This is a genomic window from Azoarcus sp. L1K30, from assembly GCF_018122735.1.
In the GTDB taxonomy this organism is placed as follows: Bacteria; Pseudomonadota; Gammaproteobacteria; order Burkholderiales; family Rhodocyclaceae; genus Parazoarcus.
This window is the reverse complement of the sequence record NZ_JAGRRD010000001.1, coordinates 4,087,269-4,108,163: the sequence shown is the minus strand read 5'-3', so window position 1 is coordinate 4,108,163 and position 20,895 is coordinate 4,087,269. Positions and strand designations below refer to the sequence as shown.

The 20,895-nt window shown below is 64.5% G+C and carries 21 protein-coding genes; 15 read left to right on the top strand and 6 right to left on the bottom strand.

Annotation, left to right across the window (positions count from 1 at the left end):
- Positions 1 to 31 precede the first annotated feature (31 nt).
- Positions 32 to 922, bottom strand: coding sequence for a DMT family transporter (locus tag J5J83_RS18850; protein ID WP_212351471.1), 891 nt, complete (start codon positions 920 to 922; stop codon positions 32 to 34).
- 443 nt (positions 923 to 1,365) lie between these two features.
- Here J5J83_RS18850 and nosZ point away from each other — a divergent pair, with 443 nt between their 5' ends.
- The 10 genes from nosZ (at position 1,366) to J5J83_RS18800 (ending at position 10,549) form a co-directional block, all read left to right on the top strand.
- Positions 1,366 to 3,309 carry a TAT-dependent nitrous-oxide reductase gene (gene nosZ / locus J5J83_RS18845; protein WP_212351470.1) on the top strand — a complete coding sequence of 648 codons (1,944 nt, stop codon included), beginning with the start codon at positions 1,366 to 1,368 and terminating at the stop codon, positions 3,307 to 3,309.
- A gap of 181 nt (positions 3,310 to 3,490) precedes the next feature.
- Positions 3,491 to 5,653 carry a NosR/NirI family protein gene (locus J5J83_RS18840; protein ID WP_212351469.1) on the top strand — a complete coding sequence of 721 codons (2,163 nt, stop codon included), beginning with the start codon at positions 3,491 to 3,493 and terminating at the stop codon, positions 5,651 to 5,653.
- 33 nt (positions 5,654 to 5,686) lie between these two features.
- Positions 5,687 to 6,115 (top strand): transcription regulator, encoded by a 429-nt coding sequence (locus J5J83_RS18835; protein ID WP_212351468.1) that lies wholly within the window; start codon positions 5,687 to 5,689, stop codon positions 6,113 to 6,115.
- A 37-nt stretch (positions 6,116 to 6,152) separates the two neighbouring features.
- A complete protein-coding gene (locus tag J5J83_RS18830) occupies positions 6,153 to 7,418 on the top strand; it encodes a nitrous oxide reductase family maturation protein NosD (protein ID WP_212351467.1) in 1,266 nt (421 codons plus the stop codon).
- Positions 7,419 to 7,431: 13 nt separating this feature from the next.
- Positions 7,432 to 8,331, top strand: coding sequence for an ABC transporter ATP-binding protein (locus tag J5J83_RS18825; protein ID WP_212353425.1), 900 nt, complete (start codon positions 7,432 to 7,434; stop codon positions 8,329 to 8,331).
- A gap of 10 nt (positions 8,332 to 8,341) precedes the next feature.
- Positions 8,342 to 9,169, top strand: a complete 828-nt coding sequence (locus J5J83_RS18820) for an ABC transporter permease subunit (RefSeq protein ID WP_212351466.1) — start codon at positions 8,342 to 8,344, stop codon at positions 9,167 to 9,169.
- Between the two features lie 44 nt (positions 9,170 to 9,213).
- On the top strand, positions 9,214 to 9,750 hold the full coding sequence (locus tag J5J83_RS18815) for a nitrous oxide reductase accessory protein NosL (RefSeq protein ID WP_212351465.1): 537 nt from the start codon (positions 9,214 to 9,216) through the stop codon (positions 9,748 to 9,750).
- A gap of 3 nt (positions 9,751 to 9,753) precedes the next feature.
- On the top strand, positions 9,754 to 10,023 hold the full coding sequence (locus tag J5J83_RS18810) for a hypothetical protein (protein WP_212351464.1): 270 nt from the start codon (positions 9,754 to 9,756) through the stop codon (positions 10,021 to 10,023).
- Positions 10,023 to 10,397 (top strand): hypothetical protein, encoded by a 375-nt coding sequence (locus J5J83_RS18805; RefSeq protein ID WP_212351463.1) that lies wholly within the window; start codon positions 10,023 to 10,025, stop codon positions 10,395 to 10,397. Before J5J83_RS18810 ends, J5J83_RS18805 begins: the two co-directional genes overlap by 1 nt.
- Positions 10,394 to 10,549 (top strand): hypothetical protein, encoded by a 156-nt coding sequence (locus J5J83_RS18800; RefSeq protein WP_212351462.1) that lies wholly within the window; start codon positions 10,394 to 10,396, stop codon positions 10,547 to 10,549. The genes J5J83_RS18805 and J5J83_RS18800 overlap by 4 nt, the downstream gene beginning before the upstream one ends.
- 132 nt (positions 10,550 to 10,681) lie before the next feature.
- Here J5J83_RS18800 and J5J83_RS18795 read toward each other — a convergent pair whose 3' ends face one another.
- Positions 10,682 to 11,101 carry a c-type cytochrome gene (locus J5J83_RS18795; protein WP_212351461.1) on the bottom strand — a complete coding sequence of 140 codons (420 nt, stop codon included), beginning with the start codon at positions 11,099 to 11,101 and terminating at the stop codon, positions 10,682 to 10,684.
- A gap of 118 nt (positions 11,102 to 11,219) precedes the next feature.
- Complete coding sequence (locus J5J83_RS18790) at positions 11,220 to 11,852, bottom strand: GNAT family N-acetyltransferase (protein WP_212351460.1); 633 nt, start codon at positions 11,850 to 11,852, stop codon at positions 11,220 to 11,222.
- Positions 11,853 to 12,102: 250 nt separating this feature from the next.
- On the opposite strand from J5J83_RS18790, the gene J5J83_RS18785 reads away from it, so the two are divergent.
- Positions 12,103 to 12,906 (top strand): DUF3025 domain-containing protein, encoded by an 804-nt coding sequence (locus tag J5J83_RS18785; RefSeq protein ID WP_212351459.1) that lies wholly within the window; start codon positions 12,103 to 12,105, stop codon positions 12,904 to 12,906.
- A gap of 6 nt (positions 12,907 to 12,912) precedes the next feature.
- Here J5J83_RS18785 and J5J83_RS18780 read toward each other — a convergent pair whose 3' ends face one another.
- Complete coding sequence (locus tag J5J83_RS18780) at positions 12,913 to 13,236, bottom strand: DUF2249 domain-containing protein (protein ID WP_212351458.1); 324 nt, start codon at positions 13,234 to 13,236, stop codon at positions 12,913 to 12,915.
- Between the two features lie 392 nt (positions 13,237 to 13,628).
- Between J5J83_RS18780 and J5J83_RS18775 the strand changes: the two genes are divergently transcribed.
- Complete coding sequence (locus tag J5J83_RS18775; protein WP_212351457.1) at positions 13,629 to 15,566, top strand: ATP-binding cassette domain-containing protein; 1,938 nt, start codon at positions 13,629 to 13,631, stop codon at positions 15,564 to 15,566.
- Between the two features lie 54 nt (positions 15,567 to 15,620).
- Here the strand turns inward: J5J83_RS18775 and J5J83_RS18770 are convergent, their stop codons facing one another.
- The gene (locus J5J83_RS18770) at positions 15,621 to 16,466 is read right to left on the bottom strand and encodes a LysR substrate-binding domain-containing protein (protein ID WP_212351456.1); all 846 of its coding nucleotides are present in this window, start codon (positions 16,464 to 16,466) and stop codon (positions 15,621 to 15,623) included.
- 101 nt (positions 16,467 to 16,567) lie between these two features.
- Between J5J83_RS18770 and J5J83_RS18765 the strand changes: the two genes are divergently transcribed.
- Together J5J83_RS18765 and J5J83_RS18760 are read left to right on the top strand one after the other, a co-directional pair.
- Positions 16,568 to 17,776 carry a YbfB/YjiJ family MFS transporter gene (locus J5J83_RS18765; RefSeq protein ID WP_212351455.1) on the top strand — a complete coding sequence of 403 codons (1,209 nt, stop codon included), beginning with the start codon at positions 16,568 to 16,570 and terminating at the stop codon, positions 17,774 to 17,776.
- A 22-nt stretch (positions 17,777 to 17,798) separates the two neighbouring features.
- Positions 17,799 to 18,503: a haloacid dehalogenase type II gene (locus tag J5J83_RS18760; RefSeq protein WP_212351454.1), complete on the top strand. Its 705-nt coding sequence runs from the start codon at positions 17,799 to 17,801 to the stop codon at positions 18,501 to 18,503.
- Here the strand turns inward: J5J83_RS18760 and J5J83_RS18755 are convergent.
- Entirely contained in the window at positions 18,500 to 19,456 is a 957-nt protein-coding gene (locus J5J83_RS18755) for a LysR substrate-binding domain-containing protein (RefSeq protein WP_212351453.1), read from the bottom strand. The genes J5J83_RS18760 and J5J83_RS18755 overlap by 4 nt on opposite strands.
- Before the next feature lie 143 nt (positions 19,457 to 19,599).
- Here J5J83_RS18755 and J5J83_RS18750 point away from each other — a divergent pair, with 143 nt between their 5' ends.
- Positions 19,600 to 20,853 carry a D-amino acid dehydrogenase gene (locus tag J5J83_RS18750; RefSeq protein ID WP_212351452.1) on the top strand — a complete coding sequence of 418 codons (1,254 nt, stop codon included), beginning with the start codon at positions 19,600 to 19,602 and terminating at the stop codon, positions 20,851 to 20,853.
- The last annotated feature ends 42 nt before the right edge of the window (positions 20,854 to 20,895 follow it).

The following is a 20,895-nucleotide window of genomic DNA, read 5'->3' as shown; positions in this document are numbered from 1 at the left end:
CCACATCAGCCTGAGCTTCGACGTGCCGGACTCAGAACACGGCCTTGAGCAATCCTTTGATCCAGCGCCAGCGGCTGATGACCAGTGCAAGTCCAATCAGTCCGCAGCCCGCCAGTTGCATTGCACTCATCGACTCGCCAAACCACCACGCCGCCACCAGCGCCGTCCACACCGGTTCGAGCATCAGGATCACCGCTGCATGGCTGGGCGTGGTGAGGCTCTGCCCGTGCAACTGCACCAGAAAGCGCAAGGTGGTGGCGATGATTGCGCTGGCCAGCAACCAGAACAGGATCGACGTCGGTACTGCCGCGGGCCAGGACTCGAACAGCACCGATGCCGGCAGCACGAGTGCGCCGACGATCAGCACCTGGATCGCACTCAGGGCCAGCACCGGCACGCCGCGCACCACGCGCGAATTGAGATTGAACAGAAAGGCAAAGATCAGCGCGGCACCGAAGAAGAACCACTGGCTGGGCTCGATCCGGAACCCGTGAGCCAGCGACAGACAGGCGAACCCGAGCAGTGCCACCGGCAATGCCACCCAGGTGCTTGGAGGGGGCCGTTCAGCGAAGAAGATGCGCGCGAACACCGGCACCAGCACGATCCCCAGACTGGCGATGAACGCCCCTTCGCCCAGATGGCGCCCGTACTGCAGACCGAGAATCCACAGCGACATTGCCGCTGCAAAAAGCCCGCCCACCAGTGCGGCTCGCCCCAGCGCGCCGCGATCAAGCACTCGCAACTGCGACCAGCTGAAGGCCGCCAGCACCAAACCGGCCAGCATGAAGCGCGTGCCGACAAAGAAAAAAGGTGGCAGGCCGGCGAGCGACTCCTTTGAAAACACCCAGCCCGCAGCGGCCAGCAGCGTGGCGGTCAGCAACAGCAGATCGGCTTTGAGCGCGTGCCCGGCAGTCGTGGTCATCAGAACCTGGTTGCGGCCTTAGCCGGTTGATGGCCGACGATAGTAACCCGGTCGTCACGATTGCGCCCGCCGCGGAAAAACAGGCGTCGCGCGCAATGCCATCGCCAACACCGATAGCCGACTGCGGTCGGTGCGCACCTCGCCGAGCTCGCCTTCAGGTGGCACAGGCGATGCCCGTCGGCGGGCATCGTAGTGGACTCGATTGCATGCACGCAGACGCTCTGAAGGAAAACGCCACCAAAGGACGATCTGGACAAATTTTCGTCCTTGTCACAAATCAAGGATTCACCGATCCACGCTCCCTACAGTGCACCTGCGACAAATCGTCACAGGACACAGTGTCGCAGGCGCCAGTTTGTGTACAAGCCCTCAGCCACGGGGCCAACAGCTACCCGGCGCCTGTGCACGCAGCCCACCACACTTGAAGCGGGAGCTACACGATCATGAACGAAGAAAAGATGAATCCGGTCGATGCGATGCCCGATCCTGGCCGGCGCAAATTCCTCAACACCGCAGCCTTTGCCGGTTTGGCCGGCGCCGGTCTGTCGGTCGGACTGTCCGCCTGCAACAAGGAGTCGGCCCCGCCACCGGCGGCGGCAACCGCACCGGCGGCCGCAGTCGAACACGCCGATGTGGGCAAGTATGAAGTTGCTCCCGGCCAGCTCGATGAATACTACTCCTTCTCCAGCGGCGGCCATTCGGGTGAAGTCCGCATCTACGGCCTGCCTTCCGGTCGTGAGCTGAAGCGCATCCCGGTATTCAACATGGACTGCCTGGTGGGCTGGGGCACGACCAACGAATCCAAGGCCATCCTCGGCACCAAGCCCAACGGCACGCCGAAGTACACCACCGGTGACACCCACCACGTTCACCCTTCGTACACCGACGGCACCTACGACGGCAAGTACATGTTCGTGAATGACAAGATCCACGGCCGACTGGCGCGTATCCGCATGGATACGATGGAAACCGACAAGATCACCGAACTGCCCAACGTCCAGGGCTTCCACGGCACTTTCCCCGACAAGCGCGATCCGGTCGATGCTGCCGTCAACCACACCACCCGCGTGTTCTGCGGCGCAGAGTTCTCGATTCCGCTGCCGAACGACGGCCGCGACATGGAAGACGGCAGCAAGTACAAGTCGCTGTTCACCTGCGTCGATGCCGAGACCATGGAGGTGCGCTGGCAGGCGCTGATCGACGGCAACTGCGACCTCGTCGCGACCTCCTACGACGGCAAGCTGGCTGCAACCAACCAGTACAACACCGAGATGGGCATCCACTACGAAGGCATGATGAGCGCCGAGATGGACGCCTGCCTGTTCTTCAACATCGCGCGCATCGAAGAGGCGGTGAAGGCCGGTAAATTCACCACCATCGGCAGCTCCAAGGTGCCGGTGGTCGACGCGACCCGGGCCTCGAACACCGATCCCAAGACCGCACTGACCTGCTATGTGCCGATCCCGAAGAATCCGCACGGCGTGAACATCAGCCCCGACGGCAAGTACTACGCTTGCTCCGGCAAGCTGTCGCCGACTGCGTCCGTGATCGAGCATGCCCTGGTGCTGAAGTGGTTCGACGGCGAACTGCCCGAAGCCCGCCAGGCCGTGGTTGCCGAGCCGGAAATCGGCCTCGGCCCGCTGCACACCGGTTTCGACAACAAGGGCAATGCCTACACCACGCTCTTCCTCGACAGCCAGATCGTGAAGTGGAATGTGGAAGCCGCGATCAAGTCGTTCAAGGGCGACACCGCCGCCAAGGTGGTGCTCGACCGTATCGACGTGCACTATCAGCCGGGCCATGGCTTCACCTCGATGGGTGAAACCAAGGATTCCGACGGCCGCTTCTTCGTCTCCGACAACAAGTTCTCCAAGGACCGCTTCCTGCCGGTCGGCCCGCTCCATGCCGAAACCGCGCAGCTGATCGACATCAGCGGCGACAAGATGAAACTGGTGGCCGACCACTCGGTGTATTCCGAGCCGCACGACTCCATCATCATCCGCCGCGACATCATCAAGACCCGCCAGATCTACAACCTCGACGACTTCCCGCTGGCGACCAAGGACCCGAAGGACTCGGGCGTGTTCCGCGACGGCAAGAAGGTCACGGTCAGGCTCACGAGTCAGGCACCGGCTTTCAGCCTGCGCGAGTTCAAGGTCAAGAAGGGCGATGAAGTCACCATCATCCTGACCAACCTCGACAAGGTGGAAGATCTGACCCACGCCATGGCGATTCCGAAGTACGACATCAACTTCATCGTCAATCCGCAACAGACCCAGTCGGTGACCTTCATCGCCGACAAGCCGGGTGTGTACTGGTGCTACTGCACCAATTTCTGCCACGCCCTGCACCTCGAGATGCGTTCGCGCATGATCGTCGAGGCCTGACCGAAAGCCACGGCCTTGCAGGGTGAAGCCTGCAAGGCCGGGTGATGACAAGCAGATTCCGGGGGGCCTTGGCCTCCCGCTTTTTTTCACCGCGTCGGCCAACTTGATTCGAAACAAGGCACCCGTCGCCCTGGCAAATTAGTCTTTCCGCATCATCTGATTTCCCTCGAGGAGTCCCTGAATGTCTGCCCTCGCAGCACTACGCAATCTGGCGCTCGCGCTCACGCTCGGAGCCTGCGCGGGATCGGCCTTCGCCAATTCGTATGAAGCGCATCTTCCGCCCGAACTGAGCACCTCGCCGCGCATGTGCGACTACGTCGCCTGTGCCGACGTGATGCCGGGCGCCGACAGTTTCTCCGAGCGCAAGGGTCAGCCCCCGTATGTCGAGGCCTATCGCAGCACAGACGGCGGCAAGCAGTTGCTCGGCTACGTCATGCTGTCGACCGACATCACCGACATCCCGGCCTACTCGGGCAAGCCGGTGGTCACGCTGATCGGCATGGACACCACGGGTCACTTTACCGGGGTGAAGGTGCTCAAGCACTCCGAGCCGATTCTGCTGCTGGGCATCCCGGAGGAAGCGCTGGTCGAATTCAACAACCAGTACCTGGGCAAGTTCGTCGGCGACAACATCGAGATCGGACGCTCACGCCCCGAGCACGACATCATCGGTCTCGACGCCATCACCGGCGCGACCGTCACCGTGATCGCGCAGAACCAGGTGATGATGCTGTCCGGCGGCGAAGTGGCCAAGCAGGTCGGCATCCTCAAGCCGACCATCCGCCCGCAGGCGACATTCATCGACAGTGGCGCCAGACCGGGCTGGCAGCAACTGGTAGAAGACGGCAGCGTGCAGCGCCTCACCGTGACCGCCGAAGAGGTCGGCCTGCCGCACCGCGGCCAGCCCTACATCGACCTCTGGTTCGGCTATCTCAACCAGCCCACCGTCGGCCGCGCCGTGCTTGGCGACGGCCCGTACAATAGCCTGATGAGCCGGCTGCAACCCGGCGACCATGCAATATTCATCGTGCGCAGCGCCGGCATCGAGTCGTTCAAGGGTTCGGGTTTCGTGCGCGGCGGCATCTACGACCGTGTTCAGGTGCGCCAGGAACGGGACGCCTTCACCTTCCGTGACACCGATTACTTCAACCTCTACGGCATCGCCGCCGCCGGTGCGCCCGCCTTCAGCGAATCGGCCATCTTCATCGTGCGCTCGGGCGCCTTCTCGGCCGCCTATCCATGGAAGCTGGTATTCCTCGCCAACAAGATGGACAAGGCCACCGGCGCCAAGACCTTCGCCAACTTCGACAGTGAATACTGGCTGCCGGGTGCCTACATGGAAGGTGGCCGCCCCGAGATCGTCAAGCCCGACCCGGTATGGCTGAAGATCTGGAAGGAGCGCCTGGTCACCATCATTGCCTTCACCGCCTTCCTCGTCGCCATCGCCGTCGTCTATTCTCGGCGCGACACCCTGGTGCGGCGCTCGACGCGCAAGAACAAGTGGCCGGTGAATGCCTTCAAGTACGTCGGCTGGGTGATCAGCATCGGCTTCGTCGGCTTCGGCCTGCTGGCCCAGCCCTCGATCACCCAGGTGCTGACCTGGTTCCATGCCCTGCTGTTCCAGTGGCAGTGGGAGCTGTTCCTGTCCGATCCGTTCATCTTCATCTTCTGGTGGTTCATCATCATCACCGTGTTCCTGTGGGGCCGCGGCCTGTTCTGTGGCTGGGCCTGCCCCTTCGGTTCGCTGTCCGAGCTGCTGTACAAGCTCGGCGGCTGGGTCGGGCTCAAGCGCTACCAGTTCAAGCTGCCGAAGCCCCTGCATGACAAACTCAAGTGGGTGAAGTACGGCGTTTTCTTCGGCCTGCTGGCGGTGAGCATGTTCTCGATGGGGTTGGCCGAGAAGCTGGCCGAGGTCGAACCGTTCAAGACCACCTTCCTCGTCGGCCTGTTCAACCGCAGCTGGCCCTACACCCTGTTTGCCAGCGCCCTGCTCGGGCTGTCGATCTTCACCGAGCGGCCGTTCTGCAAGTACCTGTGCCCGCTCGGCGCCGGCCTTGCGATGCCCTCGACCTTTCGCTGGTTCGGTCTCAAGCGCAAGCAGGAGTGCGACTCGTGCAAGGCCTGTGCCGTGGGTTGCGGCTCACAGGCCATCGACAAGGACGGTCGCATCGACCAGCGCGAATGCCTGCTGTGCATGGACTGCATGGTCTATTACTACGAGGACCACGCCTGTCCCCCGCTGTCGCAGGAACGCAAGCGCCGCACCAAGGCCGGCCTCCCGCTGACACCGATCGGCGCCGACGGCTACTACATTCCGATCAAGCCGGTCGCGACCGCGAAATGATCGCCAACTTGACCACGATCATGGGGAAGCAAAATGGTTGATCCGAAAATGCCAACCGAGCCGATGGACCCGCCCTATGCCGGCAAGACAGGCCTCGTCGGCCGCCTTGGCGCCGAGCTCTGGGACCACCTGTGGCCCTGGAGCCGAACCGGCTTCCAGCGCCAGCGTGCCATCCAGGCGGCAGGCCTCGCACTTGGACTGGCTGCATCGGTGGTCTGGGTGCTCGCAGCCATGGGACGGCTCGATGCCGGCGCCATCATCGGCTGGTGGTTCGGCTGGAGCGTGTTCGAAGTCGTCGTCCGCCTCGGCGCCAAGCCTTACGTCAAGGAAGGTCCGTGGTGGGGCGCGGCCTACCGCAGCGCGACGCTGATGGACATGATCTGCTACGTCTCGTTCAAGAACCTGCTGATCGGCGCCGTGCTCTTCCTGTCGCTCAAGAGCCTCGGACTGGTGAGCGTCTGAGCGCCCCATTCAAACCACACAAGGATTCACACCGATCATGTCCCGCTTCGCCCTCCCCGTTCTGCTGTTGTGGCTGTGCACCCCGGTGCTTGCCGCCACGTGGACGGTGCGCCCGGGCGAATCCATCCAGGCCGCCATCGACGCCGCCGCCGCCAACGACACGGTGAGCATCGAACGCGCGCATTACCGCGAGAACCTCGTCCTCGACAAGCCGCTCACGCTCAAGGGTATCGACCGCCCGACGCTCGATGGCAGCCATCGCGGCGACACCATCCGCATCCGCAGCCCGCAGGTGACGATAGACGGCCTCATCGTGATCAATTCCGGTGCCGATCTCGAAAAGCAGAACGCCGGTATCTACCTGCAGCCCGGCTCGGACGCGACCCGCGTGCTCAACTGCGACCTCGTCTACAACCTGTTCGGACTGTGGATCGAGACCTCGAAGAACGTGGAGGTCCGCGACAACCTGATCGCCGGCAAGCGCGACCTGATGTCGCAGCACCGCGGCAATGGCATCCAGCTCTACAACACCGAAGGCGCGCAGATCATCGGCAACAACATCAGCTTCGTGCGCGACGGCATCTACGTGGATGTGTCGCATCACGCGCTGTTCGCGCGCAACCGCATCCACCACGTGCGCTACGGCACCCATTACATGAACTCCCACAACAACGTGTGGGAAGACAACGACTCGTACTACAACCGTGGCGGACTGGCGCTGATGATGACGCGCAACCAGGTGATCCGCAACAACCGCGCCTGGGGCAACTCGGACCACGGCATCATGTTGCGCACCATCCAGGATTCGATCATCGAGAACAACGTGGTGGCGGGCAACGCACGCGGCTTCTTCATCTACGACGCCGAGTTCAACACCCTGCGCGACAACCTGGTGGTCGACAACGATGTCGGCGTGCACCTGTGGGCCGGGTCCTACCGCAACCAGGCCGAAGGCAACGACTTCATCTCCAACCGCACCCAGATCAAGTACGTCGCCGCACGCGACGAGATCTGGGGCAAGCAAGGCGGCAACTACTGGAGCAATTACGTCGGCTGGGATCGCAACGGCGACGGCATCGGCGACGTGCAGTACGAAGCCAACGACATGGTGGACCGCCTGTCCTGGCGCCACCCGATGATGAAGCTGCTGCTCGCCAGCCCGGCGGTGCAGACCCTGCGCCTGGTGTCACAGCAGTTTCCGCTGTTGCGCGCACCGAGCATCGTCGACCCTAAGCCGCATATGCAGCCGACCCACCCTGACTGGAGCCAATGGCGTGGCAGACAATTCCCCCACCCCGACTGATTCGGAAGACGCCGTGATCGTCGCCCGCGGGGTCCGCAAGCACTACGGTGCGATCCACGCCGTTGACGGCGTCGACCTCGATGTCCGCAGCGGCGAGCTGTTCGGCCTCATCGGCCACAATGGCGCGGGCAAGAGCACGATGTTCAAGATGATGCTCGGGCTCATTCCCGCCACCGCAGGCGAGATCCGCATCGACGGTGCCGTCGTCGGCGGCGGCAACTTTCGCGCAGTGCGCCGCAGCGTCGGCTACCTGCCGGAAAACGTTGTGCTGTACGACAACCTCACCGGGCTGGAGACGCTACAGTTCTTCGCCCGCCTGAAGGCCGCGCCGCTTGCCGACTGCCCCCCCGCACTGGAGCGCGTGGGGCTTGCCCATGCAGCGAAGCGGCGCGTACGTGAATACTCCAAGGGCATGCGCCAGCGCCTCGGCTTTGCCCAGGCCTTACTTGGCAAGCCTCGCATCCTGTTCCTGGACGAACCCACGACCGGCCTCGACCCCGAAGCCATCCGCGGTTTCTACGCCATCCTGCGCCAGCTCAAGAGCGAGGGCGTCACCATGGTGATCACCTCGCACATCCTCGCCGAGATCCAGGAGCGGGTCGATCGCCTTGCCATCATGGCGGCCGGCAAGGTGCAGGCCAGCGGCACGGTACAGGCGCTGCGCGAACAGATGGATCTGCCGCTGTGGTTCAGTGTTCACGTTGCGTCCGAGGACTTTGACGCGGTGCGCAGCGCACTCGGCCACCTGCCGGTAATCGCCATCGAGGCCCGCGACGATCACGTCGCGGTGCAGTGCCGGCGCGAATCGAAGATGGCGGTGATCGAAGCCCTGGCCGGACTCGATGGACGGGTGCGCGACCTCACCGTGCGCGAACCCTCGCTCGAAGACGTGTTCTTCGGCTTTTCGGACTAAGGAGGCGAACATGGACATCGCACAGATCGCCACCATCGCCGGCAAGGAATTCTGGGACCGCATCCGCAACCGCTGGGTGCTCGCGGTCGCGCTGGTATTCACCGCCTTCGCACTGGTGATTGCCTATTTCGGCGCCGCGCAACAGGGCGCGGTCGGCTTTCGCTCGATCGACGTCACCATCGCCAGCCTGGTCAGCCTGGTGATCTATCTGATTCCGCTGATCGCGCTGATCCTCGGTTTCGACGCCATCGTCGGCGAACGCGAGCGCGGCTCGCTCGACCTGTTGCTGTCGATGCCGATTACCCGGGTGGAGCTGCTGCTCGGCAAGTACTTCGGTCTGGCCGCGGCGCTCACCTTTTCCACGGTGGCCGGTTTCGGACTGGTGGCGGTGGTGCTGTCCGCGCAGCTCGAGCTCGACGCGCTGTTCCACTATTTCGGCTTCATGCTCAGCTCGGTGCTGCTCGGCTGCGCCTTTCTCAGCCTTGCGGTGATGCTGTCGGTGTTCGCGTCCGACCGCACCCGCGCTTCCGGCCTGGCGATCGCGATGTGGTTCTTCTTCGTGCTGGTGTTCGACCTGCTGCTGCTCGGTGCGCTGGTGGTCAGCGGCGGGGAGCTTGGCGGCAGGCTGGGCAGCGAGCTCTTTCCCTACCTGCTGCTGCTCAACCCGGCCGACGTGTTCCGCATCCTGAATATTTTTTCGCTCGAGGACGTGCGCGCACTCTACGGCCTCGCCACGGTATTTCCCCCCAACCTGGCCCACCCCGCGTTACTGGGCGCCGTCATGTTCGCCTGGATCGCGCTGCCGCTCGGCATTGCCGCGTGGCGATTCAGGAAATGACGTCCCCGATGACACCGGATCCAAGCCGGAAAGTGAGTATGACCATGACCTCTTCCCTCTTCATCCGTCTGCGCAGTGCCCTCACGGTGCTGCTCGCCGCCGGCCTGCTGGCGGCCTGTGGCGCCGACAAGGGCACCGACAGCCACATTCTCGCCGTCGACATCGACCGCAGCACCAGTTGCGCGCTCGACGGCATGCTGTTGGCCGACTATCCCGGCCCCAAGGCCCAGATCCACTATGACAGCATCGTTCAGCCCGACTTCTTCTGCGACACGGTGGAGATGTTCTCGATCTACCTCAAGCCCGAGCAGGCACGTCGCGTCAGCGCGATGTACGTACAGGACATGGCCAAGGCCGACTGGGAGAACCCCAAGGGCCACTGGATCGACGCCAGAACGGCCACCTATGTACACGGGTCGCGCCGTACCGGCTCGATGGGGCCAACCATCGCCTCGTTCGCCAGCGCAGACGACGCACGCAAATTTGCCGCCAGCGAAGGCGGCAAGGTGCTGCGCTTCGACGAGGTGACGCCCGACATGGTGATCCTCGACGGCGGCGCCCTGCACGACAAGAGGATGTAAGCCATGGATAGCATCTACGACAACATGTCACCCGAAATTGCGGAAGAACTGCAGCAGACCGCAAAAGTGATCTACGAGACGCGAGAGCACCGCCGGGTGGTGCTTGCGCGCGCCGGCGCCGCCGACGAAGCCACACTGCTCGCGCGCATCGCGGACGGCACGCTTGGGGAACATCCGGCCTACGAGCGCTATCTCGCCGCGCGCATTCTGGACGACACCTGCGAAGCGGCACGCGCGGCCCTGGCCGCCCGCCTGAAGGAGGTCAATCGCTGATGAGCCAACACCCCGAACTGCTCGAGTACCTCATGGTCCGCTTCGGCGACCGACTGCAGGGCACACCTCAGCTCACACAGGATGCGCTCGCGCTCAGTCTGGACAACGGTGTGCAGCTGACCGTGCGTTACGCCGCAGCCGACGCCTATTCGCTGCGCTGGACATTTCAGGCGGGCGATCAAGCGGTCGAGATGGGCATCGACACCGCACCAACGCACCCGGCACTGGCGACCCGCCCCAACCACCTCCATCTCGCAGATGGCCGCGCTGTCGCAGATCCGTTGACGCGGACCGATGCCAGCCCGGCCGACAACCTGTCCGTACTGATCGAGGCCTTGCTGCGAGACCCGCAACTGGGGTTCGCTTCGCAATGAACCACCGCAGCCCCAGGCGTCATGTGGCCGATCATCGCAACGGCCACCGGCTCGACGTCGACCATGCCCGCTTCGTGCTGGGCGCGGGCGCCCGCGGACCGATGCGGGTCTCCGATCTGCCGGCCTTCGGCAGTACCGCGGACGCGTGGTGACCATGGCCGACATCGACGCCAACGTCATTGCCCGCCTGCGCGACGCCGCCCACGCTGCGCATCTGCGCTGAATCGCAAAAAAAAAGAGAGGTCCGACGGACCTCCCTCTCTCACCGGCCCCGCCGGACGCGATTATTGCGATTTGCCAACCATGTAATCGACCGCGGCCATCACTTCTTCATCCTTGAGGGTCGCCGCGCCACCTCGGGCGGGCATCATCCCCTTCTCACCGGTAAAGCCCTCGAGCGCGTGCTTGTGAAGGATGTCGATGCCCTTGGCGATACGGGGGCCCCAGTCGTCCTTGTTGCCCGGCATCGGTGCACCGGCCACGCCCGCCGCATGGCACAGGGCGCAGACCTTCTTATAGACGCTCTCGCCTGCTGCATTTGCGGGCGCTGCAGGTGCGGGGGCCGGCGCCGGCGCGGCGGCTACCGGAGCGGGGGCAGCCGCGGCTGGTGCGGCCGCGCTCTTCGCCGCGCCCGAATCCTGCTCACCACATGCGCCAAGCAAAATCGAAAGCGCTGCAGCCACGATCAGGGTGTTCTTGTTCATCTGTCATCTCCGTCAATTCCTGGGGTTGAGAGACCGACTCATTGCAGTCGCGTCGGCCATTCGGACATGCTAGCGAGCCCACCCCGGGAATGGATTGACAGCGATCAATTCAGCCATTTCACCCCATCTTCGAGGCATCGGCCGCAAGCGCCCTGCGGACCGTGCGCACCGGCGAACCGGACGGGCACGCCTCGATTTCGAAGCCCAGACGCTCGACAAACGCGAGCATGCGCGTATTGCTGGCAAGCACCTGTCCGTTCATGGTGCGGAGACCGCGGTTGCCGGCACTCCGGATCAGCACGTCCATCAATTTGCGTCCGACCCCGCTGCGCTGCCAGGCATCCGCCACTACGATGGCGAACTCGCATTGCCGACCGTCGGGCTCGATGCAATAGCGGGCGGCGGCAATCTCGGTTTCGTCGGCACCGGTGCAGGCCAGCACGATGAAGTCGGCGCACTCTTTCGGATCCGGGCAACACAAGGCACGCAGTTCCGACTCGGCGAACTGGAAATCCCCCCGCCCGAAGCGAAAATAGCGCGCACCGAAGGACAGGTCGCGCAGGAAGGCGCGCGACTTGCCGACGTCGGCCGGACACACCGGGCGCAATACGAGTCTGCTGCCATCGGGAGCCCGCCATTCCACATGCCAGCGTTCTGCCTCGTGCGAAGTCGGCGGAAGACTGCGTACGCCCTCGACCAATAGGGGCAGCTTGAGCGCGGGGAAAGGCTTGTACGGCATTCTGGAGGACATATTCAGCGCACGCCGGTTCGATCGGGGGGATCAGCACCACGATGCCAACCGCGTGCCCGGGCAGGCACGGAAGCAGGACGCGGGCCGAAACCCTGAGAGCATCGCGCAGCCGTGTTACATCAATGTGACGGCGTGATACCCGGCGCAAGCCGCTCGCATCGTCTGCGCGTACGGCTGTTATCCTTGCGCTTCTCGACTCACGCCATCGTCCGCCGTGGCAGGACGGCTTTCACTCAGGAACGGAACAGGGATGTCGTTCACATCCGATGCGCCCGCCGCCCTCGCCGGGCGCCCCCTCTTCGAGCCCATCGCGGAACGCCTCGGGCGACATGTCGACGCAGTGCTACCGCCGCCCGAACACCTCGACGCCCTGCTGCAGCAAGGCACACGCAGCGGCGGCGGCATGCCCATCCGCTTCGTGCCACCGACGCCGGGGCTGACTGCCTACGAGGAACATATCTTCAACACCGGAGAAGTACCGACACGTGCGCACGACTGGCACGATTACTTCAATGCGCTGGCCTGGTGTGTGTGGCCGCGCACCAAGCACTGCTGCAATGCCCTGCACCTGCGCGCTCAAGGGCTGCGTCACACCGCAACCGTCAGCGGACGCGGACCGCTGCGCGATGCACTGACCCAGTTCGACGAGTGCGGCATCGTCGTGGTGTCGTCCGCGCCCGCGATCATCGACGGGCTTGCCGCACATGCGTGGGAGGAGGTGTTCTGGCGCCAGCGAGCACAACTGTTGGCGACAACCCGTTTTCTCGTCATCGGCCACGGCATCTGGGACCAGTTGCGCAACCCCTTTGTCGGCCTGTGCGCCAAAGCCATCTACCGCGTCGTCGACGCACACTGGTTGTACCTTCCGCCGCCCGAGGCGCAGGCCGAATGCGATGCGTGGCTGGCCGCCCACCTTGCCGGGCACGACACGGATCTCACGCCCCGCTCGCTGTCGCCCCTGCCTTTGCTGGGCGTGCCGGGCGTGGTGGCGGACAGCGAGTGTGCCGATTACTACCGCGACACCCGCCAGTTCCGGCCACGACGCGGGACCTGAGTCGATTCAGCCGCCCGAGCAACCGCAACCATTGCCGCCGCCACAGCTTCCGGCAGCGCTACCGGCGCCTGCATCGGCCGCCGTCGCCTCACCGACCTGGACACTGAAGTCGATGACGATGTTGCCCGGCTCGCGAGCGATATAGGCAATGCCGACCTGGCGGCCATAGCGCTGGCGGATCTGTTCGAGCAGCGGCAGGGGGTCATGGTCATTGACGAAGCGCATGGTTTCGCCATCGGCCAACGCTTCGAGTGCGCCGAAGATGGCGGCATGGCGAAAGCGCTTGGCAACGCCACGCGCATCAAAGGGGTAGACAGTGGTATCGAACATCGTGGTCTCTTCCATCAGGGTTGGTCCGGACTTTTCATGCGGCCGGCTACGCATGGCTGCGCATCGTGCCTTCGTCCGACACCTGAATCCTTGAGCAAGAACAAGAATCGACACGCGCTGCGGTTGCGGTCGGCCCCGCCCACGACGCGTTGCGCCCGACATCCCCGATCGACTGCTTTATACTTGCGCCCACGCGTCGAACCGGCAGCAGCCCGATGCCCCGTTCCGTCGGCGCCTGGCCGCCCGGCAAGATTTCGCGGCCCTGGCCTGCTACCCGTGCGGACGCATATGCGCTTACCCGCATGGCAGCGGAGGAACTTGCGCCACATCATCGATTTACCGTTCTGACGGCAGCAAGCTGCCGTCAGAACATCCACCGGAGTTTCACCAGCATGATCACCCTCAAGAGCGTCACCCTGCGCCGCAGCGCCAAGGTGCTGCTCGACAATGCATCGGTCACCCTGAACCCGGGAGAGAAAGTCGGCCTGGTCGGGCGCAACGGCGCCGGCAAGTCGTCCCTGTTTGCGCTGCTCAACGGCACCCTGCACGAAGACTCGGGCGACTTCAGCATTCCCGCGCACTGGCGCATGGCGCAGGTGGCGCAGGACATGCCCGAAACCGACCAGTCCGCGACCGACTTCGTCATCGAAGGCGACGTTGCCCTGCTCGCAGCACAGAAGGAAGTGGCGGCAGCAGAGGCCGGCGATGATGGCGAGCGCATGGCCTATGCCTACATGGCGCTGCACGATGCGGGTGCGCATGACGCGCAGGCCCGGGCGCAGGCGCTGATTCTGGGCCTCGGTTTCAAGACCACCGAACTGTGCAATCCGGTCAACAGTTTTTCCGGCGGCTGGCGCATGCGCCTGCAGCTGGCACGCGCGCTGATGTGCCCATCAGACCTGCTGCTGCTCGACGAGCCGACCAACCACCTCGACCTCGACGCCCTGGTGTGGCTCGAAGCCTGGCTCAAGCGCTATGACGGCACGCTGGTGGTGATCAGCCACGACCGCGAGTTTCTCGACGCGATCACCAATGTCACGCTGCACATCGACAACAGCAAGCTCACACGCTACGGCGGCAACTACAGCACCTTCGAGGACACCCGAGCGCAGCAAATGGAGCTGCAGCAGAACGCCTACGCCAAGCAGCAGGACAAGATCGCCCACCTGCAGAAGTTCATCCTCCGCTTCAAGGCCAAGGCGAGCAAGGCCAAGCAGGCGCAGAGCCGGGTCAAGGCGCTCGACCGCATGGAACGCCTGGCGCCGGTACTGGCCAGCGCCGACTTCACCTTCGAGTTCAAGGAGCCGGCCAACCTGCCCAACCCGATGCTCACCATGGAGCACGCCTGCTTCGGCTATCCGCCGCCCGAAGACGCCCCTGCCGGAACGCCGCCTACCGTTATCGTGCGCAATGTCAGCAAATCGGTGATGGCGGGCCAGCGCATCGGCATTCTGGGCGCCAACGGACAGGGCAAGTCGACCGTGGTCAAGACCATCGCCCGTGCGCTCAAGGCCACCGCCGGCGAAATCACCGAAGGCAAGGGCCTCAACATCGGCTATTTCGCGCAGCAGGAACTCGACGTGCTGCGGCCGCAGGACAACCCGCTCGAGCACATGGTGCGCATGGCTCGCGAGGGCCTGCCCGCGGGCCAGAGCGGGCGCGAGCAGGACCTGCGCAACTTCCTCGGCACCTTCAACTTCAGCGGCGACATGGTCAAGCAGGCCGTCGGTACCATGAGCGGCGGCGAGAAGGCACGCCTGGTGCTGTGCATGCTGGTGTGGCAGCGCCCCAACCTGTTGCTGCTCGATGAGCCGACCAACCACCTCGACCTCGCCACCCGCGAGGCACTGGCAATGGCACTCAACGAGTTCGAAGGCACGGTGATGCTGGTCAGCCACGACCGTTCGCTGCTGCGCTCGGTGTGCGACGAATTCTGGCTGGTGTCGCACGGCGGCATCGAACCCTTCGACGGTGACCTCGACGACTACCAGCGCTATCTGCTCGACGAGGCCAGACGCGCCCGCGAAGCGCTCAAGGAATCCCTGAAGGGGCCGGAGAAGGAAACCGCTGCGGTCGTGGCCCCGCCAAAAGCCGCGGCCAAGCCAAGCGCCGAGACAATCAAGGCGCTGCGACGCGACCTGGGCAAGGTCGAGCAGCGCATCCTCGAGCTGCAGGCGCAGAAACACGCGCTCGAAGCCCGCCTCGCCACGCCGCTGCCGCCGCAGGAAATCGGCGACATCGGCATCCAGGTGCAGAAACTGACCGAGGAACTCGACGCCCACGAGGAAACCTGGCTCGACCTGTCGACCCGGATCGACGAGGCCTCGTAAGCGGACGCCTGCGCCGTTTGCCGTGCCCTGGTCTTCCGTGCCTGTCGCGCGCCCTCAGTTCGCCGTGCGCACGGCACCCGCGAGGGTTTCCAGCGCGGCCATCGGCAAGGCCGAGCGCAGTCGGATCATGCCGGTCGGCACGCGTGCAAACTCCTCGGGCAGGGTTTCGATCACCAGCCCGGAAAAATGCACGGACTGCTCGACCACCCGCCGCGGCATCAAGGTCCACCCCAGGCCGACGGCAACGCAGCCGAGAATCCCCTCGAGCGTGCCGAACTCCATCGCATCGGCCATCGCATTGCCCGACGCGCGCTGCCACGACAGCGCGCGCGTTCGGTAGGCACAGCCCTCGCGAAACACGATCAGCGGCTGGCTGACCGGGTTGGTGCCAGGCGCACTGACCTGGACCAGTTCTTCCACCACCAGTTCGTCGAAGCGAAGCTCGGCATGCATGACCGGCCCGGCGACGAAGGCGCAATCGAGTTTGTGTTCGAGCACCATTTCAGCCAGTGACGCACTGGTGCTGGTCTGCACCCGCAGCTCGAGCCCAGGGTGGGCGGCGCGCACCGCCTTCATCGCCGCCGGCAGGTGCAGCGCGGCAAAGGTCTCCATCGACCCCACGCGCAGTTCGCCGGTGCTCTCACCCACCTGGCGTACGGCGGCACTGGTCTGGCGTTCGAGCTGCAGCATCTGGCGTGCGTAATCGAGCAACACCCGCCCCGACGGCGCCAGCTCCATGCCGCGTCCCTTGCGAAAGAACAGCTCCGCGCCAAGCTCCTGCTCCAGGCGCTGGATGCGGTTGGTCACATTGGACTGCACGGTGTTGAGCTTGCGCGAGGCGGCCAGAATGCCGCCCTCTTCGACCACCGCCTGAAACGTGCGTAGCGCGACGAGCTCCATGACAATATCTCCAATACAGAACACTCAAATCTAAACAAATCATTTGCACAGATATCTTAGCCTGTCTAAGGTAGCGGTACAAAGAACCATAGACGCAGACCATGAGCGATCAGAGACAACGCCTCAAAGTACTCAGCGCCGGCATCTTCAGTCTCATTCTGGTGCTGGGCGTGGCCCGCTTTTCGTACACGCCTCTTCTGCCGCTGATGCAGCAGCAGGCGGGGCTCGGCGTGGCCGAAGCGGGGTGGCTGGCCGCCATCAACTATGCCGGCTACCTGGGCGGCGCGATCATCGCCTCATTGATCAGCGACCTCGTACTCAAGGACAGGCTGTACCGCATCGGCATGGTGGTCGCGATCCTCAGCACGGCGCTGATGGGCTTCAGCACCGATGTCACCGTGTGGGCGATTTCACGCTTTTTTGCCGGCCTCAGCAGTGCCGCGGGCATGCTGCTCGGCACCGGGCTGATCCTGAACTGGCTGATCCGTCACAACCACCGCAGCGAGCTGGGCATCCACTTCGCCGGCATCGGCATCGGCATCGCCGGGTGTGCGATTGCGGTGGCGGTGATGAGCCGCTGGCTCGACTGGCGCGAGCAGTGGTTCGCGTTCACCGTCATCGGCTGCCTGTTGCTGTATCCGGCGCTGCGCTGGCTCCCCCCTCCGGACAGCAGCGGTCTGACCAAGAGCGGTCAGAAGCTGGTGGACAAGCCGCCCAGCCCGCTGTTCATGCGTATATTCATGGCGGCCTATTTCTGTGCCGGTGTCGGCTACGTGGTCAGTGCCACCTTCATCGTCGCCATCGTCGACCGCCTGCCCGGCCTCGGCGGCCAGGGGACGCTGGTATTCATGGCCATCGGCATCGCTGCCACGCCGGCGTGCTTCAACTGGGACCTGATCGCGCGGCGCACCGGTGATCTCAACGCCTTGATACTGGCGGCGGTGCTGCAGATCGTCGGCATCCTGCTGCCGGTGATGGTGGGCGGACTGTTTGCCGCGATCTTCGGAGCGCTGCTGTTCGGCGGCACCTTCATCGGCATGGTGAGCCTGGTGCTGACCATGGCCGGCCGCTACTACCCGACACGCCCGGCGAAGATGATGGGCAAGATGACGCTCTCCTACGGCGCCGCGCAGATCATCGGCCCGGCCGCCACCGGCTGGCTCGCAGCGCAGCTCGGCAGCTACAACGCCGGCCTCTACCTGGCAGCCGCGGTCATGGTGGTCGGCACGGCCCTGTTGCTGGTGCTCAAGGTCGTCGAGAAACGCGATGCCGCAGCGGCAATGGGTCTGGCGCACAGCGCACAGACTTGACGAACAACGCCCCGGGGGAAGCATGCATCAGGTCAAGGCGCTCGTCTTCGATGTCTTCGGCACCCTGGTCGATTGGCGCGGCTCCATTGCACGCGAAACCCGCGCGGCGCTGGCACCGCATGGCATCGACACCGACTGGCTGGCATTCGCCGATGCCTGGCGCAACGAATACGAGCCTGCCATGGAGGAGGTCCGCTGCGGTCGTATCCCGTTCTGCAAGCTCGACCGCCTGCACCGCCGCAATCTGGATATCGTGCTCGAACGTGCCGGACTGGACCGGGTCGAAGAAGCGACACGACACGCGCTCAACCTCGCATGGCACCGGCTCGACGCCTGGCCGGATGTGGCGCAGGGCTTGCATCGCCTCAAGGCGAAGTTCCGGCTCGCCCCGTGCTCGAACGGCAACATCTCGCTGATGGTAGACCTCGCCCGCCGCAACGACTTGCCTTGGGATGCCATCCTCGGCGCCGAACTCGCGCGCGACTACAAGCCAAAGCCGGTCGTCTATCTCACCGCTGCCGATGCCTTCGACCTCACCCCCGCCGAAACCATGATGGTGGCAGCCCACACCGCCGACCTCGCGGCCGCAGCCGAGGCCGGCTTGCGAACCGCCTTCATCGCGCGCCCGAACGAATACGGGCCGGGCAAGGGCGAGACAGTCGCCGGCACGACCGTGGATGTCTCCTGCGCAAGCCTGATTGAACTTGCGTCAGCGCTCGAAGCCTAGTCGCCCTGACGGCCGGCACCGCCACGAAGATCCAGTGGCGCCTGCTTCATGCTGGCAGCGAGCTGCTCGAGCTGCTTCGTGGCCGCAATGCCCAGCATGTGGCCAAAACTGCCGAGCAGGACCGAAGGCGCCGCGTTCGCCGCCCGCATGAGCCTGAGTTGAACCGGAACGGTGGGCGTGAGCCGGACTCGCGACACGCGTGCCGGGTCGAGCGTGGCGGCCGTGAATCCATCGACAAAGGCATAGGCCAACCCCTTTTCCACCAGTGCGCCGGCCAGAACGTAGGTCTGCACTCGAAACGCCTCCCGCACCCGCCACCCGGCAGCATCGAGCAACGTGGCCAAGGCTTCGCCCAGCGGGGTCGCGTCCGAAAGCGTGACGCAGGGGCGCGACTGCAGCCACCCGAAGTCATCGACCACGCGACGCCCTTCCAGCCAGGCGCATGGCACCGCCAGCATGACTTCACTCTCGCACAGTACCGATGCGCTGATCGCGACATGCGCCGGTGGTTCGAGCGCAATACCGGCGTCGATTTCGAGCGCCAGCAGATGCTCCTCGATGTCGCGGGTGTGGATCGCCCACAGGTCGCATTGCACGTCAGGGTGTTTCGCCCCCAAGGCGCACAGGGTATCCGGAAGCAGCTGTGAAGCCAGCGACGGCGTCGCCGCCACGCGCAGCAGCCCCGACGCACCACGCCGAAGATTGGCCGCCAGCGTGTCGATACGTTCGATTTCGGCATAGGCACGCTTGACCTGAACCAACAGCGCCTCGGCCTCGGGCGCGGGAGAGAGGCGTCCACCGGTGCGCTCGAAGAGCGCGAAGCCGAGCGTCGCCTCAGCATGCCGGAGTACCCGCGACACGACCGGTTGCGACACATGCAGCATGCGCGCCGCACCGCTTACCGAGCCGCTGAGCATGACCGCCCGGAACACTTCGATATGTCGCAGTCGCACTCGCTATGCTCAAAAGACATGGGATACACAATCATCCGAAATTGTCTTCCATCCCGCAAGACATACATTAATGGGTAGAAGCGGGATGAACACCCCACCCCCCTTGAATCGCGGCAAGCCCGCACATAGCTGAGCATGAGGACATGGATATCACGATCGTAGGAGGAGGCATCATCGGTCTGACCAGCGCCTGGTATCTCCGCGCGGACGGACATCAGGTGACATTGGTCGACGCATGCGATCGCGTCGGGCAGGGCGCAAGCCATGCCAACGGCGGTCAGCTTTCCTACCGCTACGTCGCGCCGCTTGCCGAACCGGGAGTGCTGGCCAAGATCCCCGGCTGGATGCTGCGCAGCGATGCCCCCATACGCTTCAAACCGGCTTTCGACAGCAGGCAATGGTCATGGATCGGGCAGTTCCTGCGCGCTTGCAATGGCCGCGATCAGGCCGCCTCGATCGCCAGCCTGCTGCCCCTGTCGCTCTACAGCAGACGCCTCATGGATGATCTGCGAAAAACGACGGGCTTCGACTTCGCATGGCGGCGCAATGGCAAGCTGGTACTCCACCGGAACCCGGCCAGTTTCGCCGCTGCGCGCCGCCTGCTGGCATCCAGCCCCGGCGCCGACGGCGAACAGTTTGCACTGGATGTGCGCGCCTGCCTCGACGTCGAACCGGCGCTTGAGCGAATGGCACCACACCTCGCCGGCGGCATCCATACCCCAAGCGAGGAAGTGGGCGATTGCCTGGCATTGTGCCAAGCGCTGGAGCAGGGTTTGCGACGGGGCCCGGGGGCGGTGACGTTTCGAATGGCCGAACGAGTGGAGCGCATCGAACTGGCGTCTGGCCGCTATCACGCACTGCAGACCGACCATGGACGTATCCGGGGTGACGCCTGCGTGATCGCAAACGGTGCCGATGCCACGAGCCTGCTGCACAGCGTCGGGGTGCGCGTGCCGATCTACCCGGTGAAGGGCTACAGCATCAGTGCCCCGCTTGTGGCGCACCGTGAAGCACCGGAGATCAGCATCACCGACTTTCAGCGGAAAGTCGTCTATGCGCGCATCGGAGATCATCTCCGGGTCGCCGGCATGGCAGACATCGTGGGTCACGACCGCAGCATTCAGCGTGCCAGAATAGACACCCTGAAGCGCGAGACCGCGGCATGTTTCGGCATGGCGGCAGATCTGGCCCAAGCGCGGGAATGGAGCGGCCTGCGTCCAGCGACGCCGACCGGCATGCCCATCATCGGCGCTTCGAAACGTACCGGCATCTGGCTCAACCTCGGTCACGGCGCACTCGGTTTCACGCTCGCCGCGGGGTCGGCCAGGGTGCTGGCGGATCGCGTGGGCGGGCGCACCGCCGCCATTCCCGATGCCCCTTTTTCTCCATCCTCGTGAGTACGCCGCACTGTGCGGCGTACAATCGCCCGCCCGCGCCAG

Coding starts and splice junctions, on each gene's coding strand:
- J5J83_RS18835 (WP_212351468.1), top strand. CDS start 5,687: ATGGTTGATCCGAAAATGCCAACCGAGCCGATGGACCCGCCCTATGCC.
- J5J83_RS18850 (WP_212351471.1), bottom strand. CDS start 922: ATGACCACGACTGCCGGGCACGCGCTCAAAGCCGATCTGCTGTTGCTG.
- J5J83_RS18805 (WP_212351463.1), top strand. CDS start 10,023: ATGAGCCAACACCCCGAACTGCTCGAGTACCTCATGGTCCGCTTCGGC.
- J5J83_RS18750 (WP_212351452.1), top strand. CDS start 19,600: ATGGATATCACGATCGTAGGAGGAGGCATCATCGGTCTGACCAGCGCC.
- J5J83_RS18765 (WP_212351455.1), top strand. CDS start 16,568: ATGAGCGATCAGAGACAACGCCTCAAAGTACTCAGCGCCGGCATCTTC.
- J5J83_RS18770 (WP_212351456.1), bottom strand. CDS start 16,466: ATGGAGCTCGTCGCGCTACGCACGTTTCAGGCGGTGGTCGAAGAGGGC.
- nosZ (WP_212351470.1), top strand. CDS start 1,366: ATGAACGAAGAAAAGATGAATCCGGTCGATGCGATGCCCGATCCTGGC.
- J5J83_RS18820 (WP_212351466.1), top strand. CDS start 8,342: ATGGACATCGCACAGATCGCCACCATCGCCGGCAAGGAATTCTGGGAC.
- J5J83_RS18800 (WP_212351462.1), top strand. CDS start 10,394: ATGAACCACCGCAGCCCCAGGCGTCATGTGGCCGATCATCGCAACGGC.
- J5J83_RS18760 (WP_212351454.1), top strand. CDS start 17,799: ATGCATCAGGTCAAGGCGCTCGTCTTCGATGTCTTCGGCACCCTGGTC.
- J5J83_RS18840 (WP_212351469.1), top strand. CDS start 3,491: ATGTCTGCCCTCGCAGCACTACGCAATCTGGCGCTCGCGCTCACGCTC.
- J5J83_RS18830 (WP_212351467.1), top strand. CDS start 6,153: ATGTCCCGCTTCGCCCTCCCCGTTCTGCTGTTGTGGCTGTGCACCCCG.
- J5J83_RS18795 (WP_212351461.1), bottom strand. CDS start 11,101: ATGAACAAGAACACCCTGATCGTGGCTGCAGCGCTTTCGATTTTGCTT.
- J5J83_RS18785 (WP_212351459.1), top strand. CDS start 12,103: ATGTCGTTCACATCCGATGCGCCCGCCGCCCTCGCCGGGCGCCCCCTC.
- J5J83_RS18780 (WP_212351458.1), bottom strand. CDS start 13,236: ATGTTCGATACCACTGTCTACCCCTTTGATGCGCGTGGCGTTGCCAAG.
- J5J83_RS18815 (WP_212351465.1), top strand. CDS start 9,214: ATGACCTCTTCCCTCTTCATCCGTCTGCGCAGTGCCCTCACGGTGCTG.
- J5J83_RS18790 (WP_212351460.1), bottom strand. CDS start 11,852: ATGTCCTCCAGAATGCCGTACAAGCCTTTCCCCGCGCTCAAGCTGCCC.
- J5J83_RS18810 (WP_212351464.1), top strand. CDS start 9,754: ATGGATAGCATCTACGACAACATGTCACCCGAAATTGCGGAAGAACTG.
- J5J83_RS18775 (WP_212351457.1), top strand. CDS start 13,629: ATGATCACCCTCAAGAGCGTCACCCTGCGCCGCAGCGCCAAGGTGCTG.